The sequence below is a fragment of the Microbacterium sp. ISL-103 genome (genome assembly GCF_018613995.1).
GTDB lineage: Bacteria > Actinomycetota > Actinomycetes > Actinomycetales > Microbacteriaceae > Microbacterium.
This window is the reverse complement of record NZ_JAGGPD010000093.1, coordinates 1-13,516: the sequence shown is the minus strand read 5'-3', so window position 1 is coordinate 13,516 and position 13,516 is coordinate 1. Positions and strand designations below refer to the sequence as shown.

The window sequence follows — 13,516 nt, the reverse complement described above, 5'->3', positions numbered from 1 at the left end:
ACGCTGCCTGCCCGCGTGTACTCATGGAAGAACTCCCTGCTCGACTTGAGCCTGCGCAATCGCCTCATCAACTACACGCCGTCAGCGGGTCACCCCATCGCCGTGCCGCAGCCAGCACTCGCCGCATTCGAGGACCTGATCAATGGTGGGTCCGCGATCACGCTCCTTCCCAGCGATCGCATCCCCGATGTCGACAAGACCCGCGGCGTTCAGTTCGGACGCGACCTGCCTGAGGCTGCCCGCTCGGAAATGCTCATGTCCCGCAAGTCCGCCTATGTCGACATCACGGAGGGCGCGTATACCTCGCGACTCCGCGCTCTGGCATACAAGGCGCGAACCATCGCTGAGGAAACGGGCGCGAACAATCTCTACGTCGCGTTTGGAATGCTGCGCTGGCGATTCAACGATCGCGACCTCAGATCGCCACTCATCCTCGTGCCCGTGACTCTCGAGCCCGCGGGCCGCGGCTCTGTGTTCCGTATTCGCGCGGACGACACGGGTGAATCCACACCGAACTATTGCCTGCTCGAGAAGCTGCGAGTGACGCACGGCATCCGCATCCCCGGTCTCGAGAACCCGGCAAAGGATGAAGCCGGCATCAATCTCGCAGCTGCCTTCGCGGCCGCGCGGCAGGGTTTGGCGGAAGCGCGCTTGCCGTTCACCGTTGAGGACTCCGCGGACCTGTCGATCCTCCAGTTCGGTAAGTATCGGCTGTGGAAGGACCTCGACGAGAGTTGGGAGACATTTACGTCCAACCCGCTCGTCAAGCATCTCGTACATACGCCGACCGCAGCGTTCGAGGACCCATCGCCGTCGCCGACCTCAGTGGATCTGGATGCTCTCGGAACGTCCCTGCCCGTCGCGGCGGACTCCTCGCAGCTCGACGCGGTCTCGGAAGCGGTCGCGGACCGGACGTTCGTACTCGAAGGCCCTCCCGGCACAGGGAAGTCGCAGACCATCACGAACCTGCTCGCTCATGCCATCGTCAACGGCAAGAGAGTGCTTTTCGTCGCTGAGAAGCGCGCGGCACTGGACGTTGTGAAGCAGCGTCTCGATGCCGTCGGACTGGGCCCTTTCTCGCTCGATCTCCATGACAAAGGTGCTCGCCCCAATGCCGTCCGCGCACAATTGAAAGAGGCACTCGAAACGACGGCGCGCCCCGACGGCGCGGCCCTGAGCGCGCAGAACGAGAATGCGGTATCCAGCCGGAACACCCTGCGGCGGTACGCTGACCGGCTCCACGAGAGCAACACGGCAGGCATGTCGTTCTACACGTCGAGGGATCGCCTCCTGGCGTTCGAGCCGGATGCTCCAACGCTCGCCATCCCGACCGCCTTCGTCTCCTCAGGTTCCGCCGAGCAGATCGACAATGTCCGCACGACGTTGCGACGTCTACCTGACACCGCCGACCTCGTCCGACCAACGGAACTCAACGGATGGGGATTCGTCGACGTCACGTCGCACGACCCTTCGGACATCGCGGCACTGCATCGAGCAGCGATGGATTTCGACCAGGCGATCGGAAACGTCTTCGTCTCGACCGGCGAATCGCAGGCGCTCGCTCACTGCACCTCGCCCGAGTTCATCGAACGCTGGTCGCAGCTCGCGGGGGCTCCACGCTTCTCCCTCGAGTCCCTCGATCAACTGCTCCCGCGAGTCCGGTCCGGTGAACTCAGCGCTCTCCAGCAGCAACTTCGAACGCTCACGGCCGCACCTCCACAGTGGACGGGCACCGTGAGCCTCGGAGCGTTGAGCGCGAACCCGGCGCCTCATGCCGTTGACTTCGCAGCGCAGGCTGCCGGTGCTTCCGGGTTCTTCGGACGACGTAAGCGTCAACGATCAGCGCTCGCGATGTTCGGCGAAAACCTGTTGGTGCCGCTGAAGACCGTTCCGCCGAAAGCCATCGCGCAGCTGACCGGACAGGTTGAAGCGACAGCGGCGTCCGCCGCGGCTCTGCGCAACGGACTTCTCTCGCTCCCAGTCTCCGTGATCGGTACGGGTTGGGACCCCTTCGATGCGACCGACGCGGCTAGCGCCTCGTCCCAGCTCGACTGGCTTGTCTGGCTCAGTAATGCCCTCGAGTCGCGACCGGATGATCTGGACGCCACGATTCTGCGAGAGACCTATCGCACCTCACCTGCGGATCCGGCGCTCTCCGGGGCGCTCGCAAAGCTCGCGGCATCGTGGCGTGCACTCGAAGTGTTGGCGGCTCCGAGGGGCGGAGCAGGGGTGCTCAAGAGCTGGGCCTCGCCGAGCGCCGTGGTCGATGCGTGGGGAGCAACTCGCGGTTCACGGGCGCTCGACACCTCCGCGCCCACCTCCCTGCAGAGGTGGGTGGCGTTCGCTCGGGCGCTCGAGCCTCTGCGGAGTCACGGGCTCTCCGATGCATACGCGGCACTCGTCTCGGGACGCGTTCTGGCAGACGATGCGTCGATCGCATTCGACAAAGGCGTGGCCGCTGCATCGTTGGTGGAACGCGAGCACGCTCAAGGCCTCGAGAGCTTCGACCCTCAGGCGCATAGCCGATCCGTCGCGAGATTCACCTCGAGCACAGCCGCGATCCGAGCAGAACTTCCACGATGGATCCCCGCCGAGATACTCGGCCGGAGGAGGATCGACGCTGCGTACAGCGGCGGACGCCTCGGCGAGCTCAAGCGCCAGATCGGACGGCAGCGCGGGGGGGCTCTCAGTGCGCGGGCTGATGGACGGCTATGCAGACCTGATCACGCAGATCACCCCGTGCGTGCTGGCCAGTCCCGAATCCGTCTCACGCTTCTTCCCGGCGACCGGCGACTTGTTCGACATCGTCGTCTTCGATGAAGCGTCGCAGATCAGAGTTCCCGATGCGATCGGCGCGATGGGGCGATCGAACTCGGTTGTCGTGGTAGGCGACAGCAAACAGATGCCACCCACCAGCTTCGCCGACGTCGTGACCGACTCCGACGAGGTGATCAGCGCAGACAGCGCCGCGGTGGCCGATGAGGAATCGATCCTGAGCGAATGCGTCCAGGCACAGGTGCCCAGGCGCTGGTTGTCCTGGCACTACCGGAGTCAGGACGAGGCGCTGATCGCGTTCAGCAATCACAAGTATTACGATGGCCGACTCGCATCTTTCCCTGCACCGTGGCCGACGAGCTCCTCTTCACAGCCCTCGGTATCCGGTCATGGAGTATCACTGGTCAGGGTCGACGGGCACTTCAACAGAAGCGGGCGGGGGCGAGACCTTCGCACCAACATCGTCGAGGCCCGTGCAATCGTCGGGGAGATCGCACGGCGCTTCGCCGCATCCGACACTCCTCCATCGCTCGGCGTAGTGACCTTCAACGCGCAGCAACGCTCGCTGATCGAATCACTTCTGCGAGACGAGTCGGACGACCGGATCGCCACCGCTCTCGATCAGCGCGACGGACTGTTCGTCAAGAACCTCGAGAACGTACAGGGAGACGAGCGAGACACGATTCTCTTCTCTGTGGCTTTCAGTGCGAACGAGCGCGGCGACCTGCCACTCAACTTCGGACCGCTCTCGCGTGCGGGCGGAGAGCGCCGCCTCAACGTGGCCATCACTAGAGCACGTCGAGAAGTGATTCTGTTCGCCAGTTTCGACCCGTCTGATCTGCGAGCTGAACAGACGTCATCTGTAGGAATCAAGCACCTGCGCTCCTATCTGCAGCTTGCTGCGGACGGTATCGATGAGAACGCAGACGAGGTGGCTAGGCCCGGGTTCGTCGATCGCCATCGAGAAGAGATCGCCACCGCGCTTCGCGACCGAGGGCACGTGGTGCAGACGGACATCGGTCTCTCTGATTTCCGCGTTGATATAGCAATCTCGGCAGCAGACGATCCTGAGCAACCGGTACTCGCCGTTCTGCTCGACGGCCCAACGTGGCGCGGGCGGCGCACTGTGGCCGATCGAGATGCGCTGCCCACCGACGTCCTGAAGGGCCTCATGCACTGGCCTGGCGTGGAGCGTGTATGGCTTCCCGAGTGGCTGCAGCAACGGGAGACGACCCTCGACCGCATGAGTCGCGCAGTTACGGAGGCGACAACAGCTGCGCGTCGTGCCGATGAAATTCGGAAGCGCAGTTCAGCCTCGACGGGCGTCGAAGCACGAGCCATCGACACAGCATCGGACCCTGTTGCGACCGCCGCCTTCGTCGAGACCGGATCTGGCGTGGCGGAGTCGCCGCCTGTCGTCCTCGCTCGGTCGGCATCAGCTCCCGGGGCCACCGATCTGCAGCATCCCCGTCTTCGGGATTTCTCCGAGTGGTCAGCACGAGCGGCCGGCGGCGTCGCGGTTCTCGACGCTCTCCCTTCCCCGAGAGCCGCTCAGCGCATACGCGAACTTGTGCAGGAAGTGATCGCGTATGAAGGCCCCATCCACCGGATGCGGCTGGTGAAGCTCGTGGCCGGTGCTTTCGGTCTGAGCAAGGTCCATGCCTCTCGGGCGGATGCAATCCTTCGCTGCGTCCCACCGGATTTCGTCCGACCGAATGATCGTGCGGTCCTGTGGCCACAAGATGTCGATCCACTCACCTGGCGTGACGTCCGCCGGCCAGTGAACGGGACCGCTCGCCCCCTCGAGCATGTCCCTCTGGCGGAGATCGCGAACGCCATGGCGGTCGTCGCGGACCTGAGCGGCGGAATGACGGACGAGGAGATCAAGCGGGAGTCGCTCGGACTGTTGGGCGGTAAGCGCGTGACATCCGGCATCGGTGATCGCCTGAGCGAGGCCCTGGCCATCGGGCTGAGCACCGGACGGCTCGAGCGACGGTCCGAAGGCTTGATCATGGCGACGAGTTGATGGTGCGTCGTGGCATCGATCGGGAGTTGAACACGCCAGTAGGCGCACATCTCCCCTCGGTACCCTGACCCGTATGAGAAAGCTCCCCGCGCTCGCGACTCTCGCCGTCGGCATCCTGTTGCTGTCCGGATGTTCGCAAGCGTCGACCATCGCCGCGTGCGGCCAGGTCGCAGCTCAGGCCGCGCAGGTGACCGGTGTGATCGGCAGCGTCAGCTCGCCGACTCCTGAGGCCGCGCAGGCTGCTCTCGATGAGGTCAAGACCGTCGCCGAGAACATCCGCGGAGTCGATGGACCCGACGAGTTCGTCACCCTCCGCGACTCGTGGACGACGAGCATCGACGCCTTCGCCGCCGAGGGCGAGAAGGCCATCGCGGGTGACATCACGGGCCTGGATGCGGCGACGACGGAGATGCGCACAGCGACCGACGCGATGCTCGCTTACTGCACCCCGTAACTGTCGCCAGTCACTCGCCGCCTTGAACGCTCATCGCGATCTCGAAGCTGTCGCCGATCACGCGGCCTCCGTCGAAGACGGGGTCTTCATCGAGCGTCTCGAGCACGCGAGCGTCCCGAGTGGCGGCAGCCGTTCCGCGGTCACGAACCTCGCGCGACGGCCAGCTCGTCACCGTCACCACGACGGAATCTCCGGCGCTCGCGCCCGCGAGGTCGGCGATGCTCTTGAGCTCGCCCGGCTCGTACGACGCCCCGTCAGCGTGGAAGTCAGCCGGATCGGCTGACTCGCTCGACTGCCAGTAGTCGACGACGCTGATGGCTCCGTGCTCGCGGTAGACCTCCGCCATCCGCTTCGAGAAGTCCAGATATGCGGCCTTGCGTTCCGTCGGAACCGGAACGACGGTGATGTCAGCGATGACCATTCTCTGCTCCAGCCCTCAGCGGTGAGTGTCCGTTGCCAGGGTATCCAGCGGTGGCCTCAGCCAACCAGAGGGACCTACTGTGCGATGCCTCGCAGCAACCGCGTCACCGTCTCTTCGACACGCTCGGCACTCAGGGGCTGACCGATGAGCGCCGCGTACGACGCCATGGCGATGAGCTGGTCGGCGATGGCGTCAGCATCCACGTCAGCCCGGATCTCGCCCGCCGACTGTCCGCGCGCGATCCGTTCGGCGACCCAGGCGCGGATCGGCGCCGCGAGCCGTTCATTGAGCGCCAGCCCCAGTTCGTGGTCGGTGGCCGTGACCGCGATCAGCGCCCGGGCGAGTGCGACACCTTCGGGCCTCGCGAGCCCGGCGGACATCGCCGAGAACCAGGCATGCAGGTCGGCCCGGATGTCGTCGCTCATCGCGACAGCGGGGTCCGCTCCTGGCAGGTCGCCCTCGAGCAGTGCCTCGCCGAGGATCGCCGCCTTCGACGGCCACCAGCGGTAGATCGTCTGCTTGGAGACCGCCGCCGTCTCGGCGAGCCCCTCGATGGTCACCGCTTCGTAGGTGCCGGCGATGACGGCTGCGCGCATCGCCTCGAGCACGGACTGGCGCGCGGCTTCACTTCGAGGGCGGGGCACTACAACAGGCTAGTGGCCACCGCGTTTCGTCTCGGCGCTTCGCCCTCGTTCACCGGGCCGGTCGGTACCGCTGTGCCACCGCGCCCGAGCCGAACTCTCGCCGCTCCACCAACTCGAGCGTCATGCGCCCGCTAAGTCCGTCGAGCAGCCTCGGGCCGTGCCCGGCGAGAACCGGATGCACGACGAAGGTGAACTCGTCGATGAGTCCGAGCTCGGCCAAGGCCAGCGGAAGAGTCACACCGCCGACAGACATCCCCTCGCCCGGCTGCTGCTTGAGCAGCTGAATCGCTTGGGCGAGATCGCCGCGGATGAGCTCGGCGTTCCAGTCGACCGAGCTCAGCGTGCTCGAGACGACGTGCTTCGGCACGCGGTCGAGGGCCTCGGCGAAGGGAATCTCCCACTCCTCCATCCAGTCGGGCCACTGACCGGATGCCGGGCGACGCCAGGCGGACTGCATCATCTCGTAGGTCGTTCGGCCGTAGATCACGGCATCCGCCCGCTGCATCTCAGCGGTCCAGTACTGCATGAGCTCCTCGTCGGGAGCGACCCCCGCCTCGTGATGGACACAGCCGTCGAGCGTGACGTTGATCGAATAGCGCAGTGGTCTCATCTCGCCGATCTCCTTCGATGCGGGCGGTGGATGGTGCGGGATGGGACTCAGAGTACTCAGTTGCGCGCGCCCACCGCGCGAGCACGCACTGATCGGAGCAAGCCCCTGTTCAGCATGCTCACCACGCTCTAACCTGACCCGCATGTTGAAGATCGTCTCGATCGTGATCTGCGTGAACGACCTCCCCGCGCAGTCCCGCTTCTGGCAGGCTGCCCTCGACTATGTGGAGCGGGATCCGGCATCCGACGACTGGGTCGTGCTGAAGCCGCGAGACGCAGATGCTCCCTGCATCGCCCTCGACGCGCACCATTCCGAACGCGTGCTGCCGCCGCGCATCCACCTCGACATCTATGCCGAGGATCAGTCCGCCGAAGTCCGGCGCCTGGCCGAGCTCGGCGCCAGCGAGGTGCACTGGGACAACTTGCCCGACGACGCCGACTACGCCGACTACGTGATCATGGAAGACCCCGAGGGCAACCGCTTCTGTGTCGTCGACCGTCCGGACTGGGTGGGGTGGGGTGGGGCTCAGGCCGACTAATCCCCCGCCTCGAGCGACCGGTAGAAGTAGAACGCCCGCTCGCCGGAGTCCGGGTCGACGCCACTGAACCCGTGCCGTTCGTAGAAGCGCATCGCTGCGGCATCCGACTCGTCGACGTTGATCTCGATCGCCGCGACGCCGAGTTCCCTGCAGATCTCGACCATGTGCCGGAGGATCGCGCCCCCGACGCCACCCCCGCGGTGAGCGGGCTCGACGTACATCTCGTCGAGCAGCGCGACCGGTCCGTCCGACCACACGTTCGGACGCAGGGTCACGAGCGCGACTCCGACCGCGGGGTCGCCACCGAGCACCGCGAAGGTCGAGGGTCCGGCCAGCAGGGCCTCGAGCCGCCGTGCGAGCACCCCGACCCCCGGCGTCTCGGTGTCGAACTCCATGTTGAAGGCGTGCAGGAGTTCGGCGAGACAGGAGGCGTCGTGCGGGGTGGCTCGACGGGTGACGGTGGTCATGTGGACGCCCTTTCTCGGGTCGGGGACTTCGTCTCTGGCGGACGGCGGCGGTTCCGCCGGTTCACAACTCCGGGAGAACGAGCGGGCCGACGCATCGGTCCCCCGGGATTCCGGGGCCGAGCCGGCGGACGCAGTCGCTTCTTCCGAAGTTGTGAACGTGGACCTCCGCGCGCCACGCTCGACAACCCGAGAGAATTCGATCAGGCGCTGTCGGAGTCCGCCTTACGCGATCCGGCCTCGAGCACGTCGCCGGCCGGCAGCTCCTGGTGCCCGCCGAACTGCAGGCGCATCGCCGACAGCACCTGGTTGGCGAACTTGTCTTCATCGCGTGAGGCGAAGCGCTCGAACAGCGATGCAGCGAGCACCGGAACGGGTACTCCGACATCGACGGCGGCCTTGACCGTCCAGCGACCCTCGCCCGAGTCCGACACGCGACCTGCGAGACCGTCGAGCTGCGGGTTGTCGGCGAGCGCGGCAGCGGTCAGGTCGAGCAGCCACGACGAGATGACCGACCCACGGCGCCAGAGCTCGGCGACCTTCGACGTGTCGATCGGGAACTGGTAGAACTCCGGCTCTTCGAGAGGGGCGATCTCGGCCGAGTGCTCGGCCTCGCGCACTCCGGCATCCGCGTTGTGCAGCAGGTTGAGACCCTCGGCGATCGACGCCATGATGCCGTACTCGATGCCGTTGTGCACCATCTTCACGAAGTGCCCCGCACCCGACGGCCCGCAGTGCAGATAGCCCTGCTCTTCGGGAGTGAGGTCTCCGGTGCGGCCGGGCGTGCGCTCGATCTCGCCGACACCCGGAGCGATCGTGCGTAGCACCGGCTCGATGCGCTGGACGGCCTCGTCGGGCCCGCCGACCATCAGGCAGTATCCGCGGTCGAGGCCGAACACTCCGCCGCTCGTGCCGACATCGACATAGTGGATGCCGCGCTCGCGGAACGCCTTCGCCCGCCGCACGTCGTCGCGGTAGTTCGAGTTGCCGCCGTCGATCAGGATGTCGCTCTCGTCGAGCACCTCCGCCGCCTGGTCGGCCACCATGCCCGTGAGCGATGCGGGCACCATCATCCACACGGCCCGCGGCGCCTCGAGCTTCGACGCCAGGTCGGCCATGCTGTCGGCGCCCGTCGCGCCCTCGGCGACCAGCGCCTGCACGGCATCCGCATTGACGTCGTAGACCACGCATTCGTGCCCCGCCCGCATCAGACGGCGCACGATGTTGGCGCCCATCCGGCCGAGTCCGATCATCGCCAGCTGCATGAGAATCCTTTCGTCTCAGCCCCGGTGAGCCGAGTCGGGGCAATCCTGGCACGGGTGCGGGAGGTGCTCAATGGTGTTGCGGGTGTGCCGCGTCCCGGGGCGAGGTTCGGTGTGGGGTCAGTTGCGCATCCGAAACGGCGGTTTCCGGTGCGGAAGTGGCCCCGCTCGCGTCGCGACGGGATCCGGCTTCGGTGCGGGGTCAGTTGTACATCCGAAACCTCGGTTTCCGGTGCGGAAGTGGCCCCGCCTGGCCGGGCCCAGGCGCGCCTTCGGTGCGGGGTCAGTTGCGCATCCGAAACCTCGGTTTCCGAGGTCTACCCCGTACCCGCCGTCTATGAAGGCACGGTGACTCGGGATGCCGACGGAACCGTCGTCTACACGCGCGAGTGATCCGCCGGGCGGCGACCGGGATCCGGGGCGGCAGGGGGTATTACCAGGCCACCGCACCGCTGTCGTCGTGGATGAACGTCAGCGAGTGGTTCCCACCGCTGCGGTACCCGGCCAGCATGAGCTGACGCGCGCCACGCAGCCACGCCTTGCGCGAGGTGATGTACGGCGGGGCGTCGGACTCACCGACGAGGCCGGTGAAGTATGCGGCGAGCACCTCGCGTCGGCCGGCGACGTCGTTGGCGATGACACCGGCGGGATGCAGGCCTGAGGCCAGATCGACCTCGAACGACAGACGCCCCGGACGCTCGTTCACCCGCGGCGCGCGGATCAGCCGTTCGGTCGGATGCATGATGCCGTGGCCGTCGGCATCCGACCATTCGGCGAACGGCACTCCCGCCATCCACGCGACGGCTGCCGCGCCGATGGACTCCAGCGACCGCTGCGGAAAAGACGACACGGTCACGACATCGGCCACCCTCACCTCGAAGATGAACGGGCCGGAACTGTAGACCTTGTCGGTGCCGGTGGGTGTGCCGAGCCGCTTCGAGATCGCGGCGCGGAGCGCTCGGTTCACTCGCGCGGCGTCATCCGCCGAATGCTGCAATCGCAGCGACCGTCGATCGTCGATTCGGGGGCGGGGGAAGTGCTCGAGACCCTCTTCGAGGGCGACCTCTCGCAGGCGGTCGATGTCGTACTCGGCGACCTCGCTGAGCCGCGCGAGCGCCCCCGGAAGTCGTGAGACGAGCTCGTCGCTGGTGTACGCAGGCGCCATAGGGCCATCGTATCGAGGGGTTCTGGCGGCTCGACGGCCGGGGTCTCGTTCACTTGCATGCTCAGATCACGAATGCAGGTCGGAGCCGGCGGTCTCGGCATGCATCCGTGATCTGGGCCTGCAGGTGTGCGGGCTCGTTCGGACTCGCCCCGCGCCCAAGCCCACACCCCGGGCCCGATATCGCCGACGGGTGAAAGGATTGGACAATGACTTCCCCCGGCACGTTCGACCAGATCACGCAAGACGACCTGCGCGCTGCGGGCAGCGTCAAATGGACGGCGTTCCCCGACACCATCGGCGCGTTCGTCGCCGAGATGGACTTCGGCCTCGCCCCCGCGATCAACAGTGCGGTGAAGGATGCCCTCGACCTGGGCGTGACGGGATACCTGCCCGACAAGCTCGCGAAAGACCTGTCTGAGGCGACGGCGCGCTGGTACTCCGACTCGTACGGGTGGCAGATCGCCGCTGAGCGCGTGCACCATGTGCCCGACGTGATCGCGGCGTTCGAACTGGCGATCGAGCACTTCACCACTCCGGGTTCGGCCGTGATCGTGCCGACTCCCGCCTACATGCCGTTCCTCATGGTGCCGCCCATGCGCGACCGGCGGGTCATCGAGGTGCCGAGCATCGAGGTCGACGGGCGCTGGGTCATGGACCTCGACGCCGTCGCCCAGGCCTTCCGCGACGGCGGCGAGATGCTGGTGCTCTGCAACCCGCACAACCCGCTCGGCACCGTCGCGACCCGTGACGAGCTGCTCGCGATCGCCGACACCGTGACGGCGGCGGGCGGGCGCGTCTTCGCCGACGAGATCCACGCGCCCATCGTCTACGCACCGGCCCGGCACATCCCGTATGCGTCGGTGTCGGATGCCGCGGCAGCCCACACGTTCACCGCGACCTCGGCCTCGAAGGCCTGGAACCTCGCCGGCCTCAAGTGCGCGCAGGTGATCCTCTCGAACGACGCCGACGCCGAGCTCTGGGAGCGCCTGGGCTTCTGGGCGGGGCATGGCACGTCGACCCTCGGCGTCATCGCCAACACCGCCGCCTACACGGGCGGGCGCGAGTGGCTCGACGGGGTGGTCGAGTACCTCGACGGCAACCGGCGGATGCTGGCGCAGCTCGTCGACGAGAAGCTTCCCGGCGTGCGGATGATCGTGCCCGAGGGCAGCTATATCGCCCTGCTCGACTTCCGCGAGACCGGCCTGACCGGCGACCTCGGCGAGTGGTTCCGCGAGCACGCCGGAGTAGCGATGACCGATGGCGCCGCGTGCGGTGTGGCGGCCATCGGGTACACGCGCTTCGTCTTCGCGATGCCGCGTCCGGTGCTGGTCGAGGCCGTCGACCGGATCGCCGCCGCGCTGCGCGACCGGGGCTGAGGGGGACCCGCGGATCCTGCCCGCGCTGTCCGCCCCAGCCTGACCTCGGCCCCCGCCCGGCCCGGGCCCGGCCCGACCCGACCCGACCCGACCTGTGCCCAAGCCCGTGCCCATGGGCATGCCCATGCCCATGCCCATGCCCCCCCGCCCCGGCCCATGCCGGTGCGGGGCCAATAAAGCACCGGAACGGAGCGTTTCGGATGCGTTTTTGACCCCGCATCCATCGGAAGGTGCGTTTTTGGCCCCGCATCCGCCGGGAGGCGCGCATCCGTCCCCGCATGCCCGACCAGCGACCGTACCCGAACCCGCGAGCCGACAACACGCAATACATATACTTATTCCCGCGCAGCAGAGCGCCGAACCGCGCGAATCCGCGCCACTCCCACATAACTAAACATATAAATAGATTTAATCTGCATTCCGGGCTACACTCGGCGATGTCGCCCAGAGCGGGGCGACCTCAGGTTCACCGAGGAGCATCGTGGCTCAGACCCATTCGGACTTCATCCATTCCGTCGCAGAGCGCGTGCGAGCGCGGACGGACGAGGCGACAGCGGCGATGTTCGAGCGCTGCTTCGAGAACACCCTCGGCACGACCCTGCGCGAGATGCCCGACGGCACGCTGTTCATGCTGACGGGCGACATCCCCGCGATGTGGCTGCGCGATTCGACCGCACAGCTCGGCCCCTACCTGCATTTCGCGGCGGAAGACCAGACGATCAGCGACATGATCGCCGCGGTCTCGCGCCGGCAGATCGAGTACGTGCTGCTCGACCCGTACGCCAACGCCTTCAACGCCGAGCCCGACGGCAGCGGACATCAGAGCGACCTCACCGAGCAGTCGCCATGGATCTGGGAGCGCAAGTACGAGGTCGATTCCCTCTGCTACCCCGTGCAGCTGGCCTACGACCTGTGGCAGACCACGGGCCGCACCGACCACCTCGGCGAGTCCTTCGCCCGTGCCGCCCGCACGATCATCGAGCTGTGGCGCACCGAGCAGGATCACGAGGCCCGCTCGACCTACCGCTTCGAGCGCTTCGACTGCCCCTCGACCGACACGCTCGTGCGAGAGGGCCGCGGCAGCGAGACGGTGCCGACCGGCCTCACCTGGTCGGCGTTCCGCCCCAGCGACGACGCCTGCGAGTACGGCTACAACGTGCCGGGCAACATGTTCGCGGCGGTCGAGCTGCAGCACATCGAGACGATCGCGACCGGGGTGCTGCACGACCCCGATCTCGCGGCGAGCGCCCGCGACCTGCGTGCCGACATCGAGCGGGGCATCGAGCAGCACACGATCGTGGCGAGTCCCTCCGGCGACGACGTCTACGCCTACGAGGTCGACGGTCGCGGCGGCATCCTTCTTCTCGATGACGCGAACGTGCCGAGCCTGCTCTCGCTGCCGCTGATCGGATGGTGCGGCACCGATGATCCGCTCTANNGCCTCGGGCACCGCCTCGAGCGGACTCGGCAGCCCGCACACCCCGGCCGACCACGTCTGGCCGATCGGGCTCTGCATCGAAGCCCTAACAACCGACGACAGGGCCGAGAAGGAGCGCATCCTGCGGCTGCTTCTCGAGACGGATGCCGGCACCGGCCTGATGCACGAATCGTTCCTCGTCACCGACCCGTCGGTGTTCACGCGCGAATGGTTCTCGTGGGCGAACGCGATGTTCTGCGAGCTGGTGCTCGATATGACAGGGCTGCGCACGGTCGAGCGGCGCCCTGAGCGCCGCGCGCCCCTCACGGAAGCGCGACCGGCATGAGCGCCCCGACCACGGCTG

The 13,516-nt window shown here is 67.0% G+C and carries 12 protein-coding genes and 1 pseudogene; 7 read left to right on the top strand and 6 right to left on the bottom strand.

The features are described from left to right. From J7E68_RS04205 to J7E68_RS04195, 3 genes are all read left to right on the top strand, one after another. Nucleotides 1-2,820: DUF4011 domain-containing protein (locus tag J7E68_RS04205; protein WP_215170141.1), on the top strand; the 2,820-nt coding region annotated here is incomplete at its 5' end. Beyond that, nucleotides 2,702-4,801: a DUF3320 domain-containing protein gene (locus tag J7E68_RS04200; RefSeq protein ID WP_215170139.1), complete on the top strand. Its 2,100-nt coding sequence runs from the start codon at nt 2,702-2,704 to the stop codon at nt 4,799-4,801. The genes J7E68_RS04205 and J7E68_RS04200, both read left to right, overlap by 119 nt. A 73-nt stretch (nt 4,802-4,874) precedes the next feature. After that, entirely contained in the window at nt 4,875-5,255 is a 381-nt protein-coding gene (locus J7E68_RS04195; protein WP_215170137.1) for a hypothetical protein, read from the top strand. A 10-nt stretch (nt 5,256-5,265) separates the two neighbouring features. Here the strand turns inward: J7E68_RS04195 and J7E68_RS04190 are convergent, their stop codons facing one another. The 3 genes from J7E68_RS04190 to J7E68_RS04180 all read right to left on the bottom strand — a co-directional run bounded on the left by J7E68_RS04190 (nt 5,266) and on the right by J7E68_RS04180 (nt 6,930). Beyond that, entirely contained in the window at nt 5,266-5,676 is a 411-nt protein-coding gene (locus J7E68_RS04190) for a DUF1428 family protein (RefSeq protein WP_215170135.1), read from the bottom strand. Between the two features lie 74 nt (nt 5,677-5,750). Continuing rightward, the gene (locus tag J7E68_RS04185) at nt 5,751-6,320 is read right to left on the bottom strand and encodes a TetR/AcrR family transcriptional regulator (protein WP_311416290.1); all 570 of its coding nucleotides are present in this window, start codon (nt 6,318-6,320) and stop codon (nt 5,751-5,753) included. 49 nt (nt 6,321-6,369) lie between these two features. Further along, nucleotides 6,370-6,930 carry a dihydrofolate reductase family protein gene (locus J7E68_RS04180; protein ID WP_215170133.1) on the bottom strand — a complete coding sequence of 187 codons (561 nt, stop codon included), beginning with the start codon at nt 6,928-6,930 and terminating at the stop codon, nt 6,370-6,372. A gap of 142 nt (nt 6,931-7,072) precedes the next feature. Between J7E68_RS04180 and J7E68_RS04175 the strand changes: the two genes are divergently transcribed. Then, nucleotides 7,073-7,468 (top strand): VOC family protein, encoded by a 396-nt coding sequence (locus J7E68_RS04175; RefSeq protein ID WP_215170131.1) that lies wholly within the window; start codon nt 7,073-7,075, stop codon nt 7,466-7,468. Here J7E68_RS04175 and J7E68_RS04170 read toward each other — a convergent pair. The 3 genes from J7E68_RS04170 to J7E68_RS04160 all read right to left on the bottom strand — a co-directional run bounded on the left by J7E68_RS04170 (nt 7,465) and on the right by J7E68_RS04160 (nt 10,359). Continuing rightward, entirely contained in the window at nt 7,465-7,935 is a 471-nt protein-coding gene (locus J7E68_RS04170) for a GNAT family N-acetyltransferase (RefSeq protein WP_215170129.1), read from the bottom strand. The two genes, J7E68_RS04175 and J7E68_RS04170, sit on opposite strands and share 4 nt — an antisense overlap. Nucleotides 7,936-8,135: 200 nt before the next feature. Then, complete coding sequence (gnd, locus tag J7E68_RS04165; protein WP_215170127.1) at nt 8,136-9,197, bottom strand: phosphogluconate dehydrogenase (NAD(+)-dependent, decarboxylating); 1,062 nt, start codon at nt 9,195-9,197, stop codon at nt 8,136-8,138. Nucleotides 9,198-9,627: 430 nt separating this feature from the next. Beyond that, the gene (locus tag J7E68_RS04160) at nt 9,628-10,359 is read right to left on the bottom strand and encodes a hypothetical protein (protein WP_215170125.1); all 732 of its coding nucleotides are present in this window, start codon (nt 10,357-10,359) and stop codon (nt 9,628-9,630) included. 206 nt (nt 10,360-10,565) lie between these two features. Here J7E68_RS04160 and J7E68_RS04155 point away from each other — a divergent pair, with 206 nt between their 5' ends. The 3 genes and pseudogenes from J7E68_RS04155 to J7E68_RS20375 all read left to right on the top strand — a co-directional run bounded on the left by J7E68_RS04155 (nt 10,566) and on the right by J7E68_RS20375 (nt 13,498). Further along, the gene (locus J7E68_RS04155; RefSeq protein WP_215170123.1) at nt 10,566-11,735 is read left to right on the top strand and encodes an aminotransferase class I/II-fold pyridoxal phosphate-dependent enzyme; all 1,170 of its coding nucleotides are present in this window, start codon (nt 10,566-10,568) and stop codon (nt 11,733-11,735) included. A gap of 559 nt (nt 11,736-12,294) precedes the next feature. After that, nucleotides 12,295-13,110, top strand: a pseudogene (locus tag J7E68_RS04150) (glycoside hydrolase family 125 protein); the annotation flags it as partial. 49 nt (nt 13,111-13,159) lie between these two features. Further along, complete coding sequence (locus J7E68_RS20375) at nt 13,160-13,498, top strand: glycoside hydrolase family 125 protein (RefSeq protein ID WP_396652482.1); 339 nt, start codon at nt 13,160-13,162, stop codon at nt 13,496-13,498. The last annotated feature ends 18 nt before the right edge of the window (nt 13,499-13,516 follow it).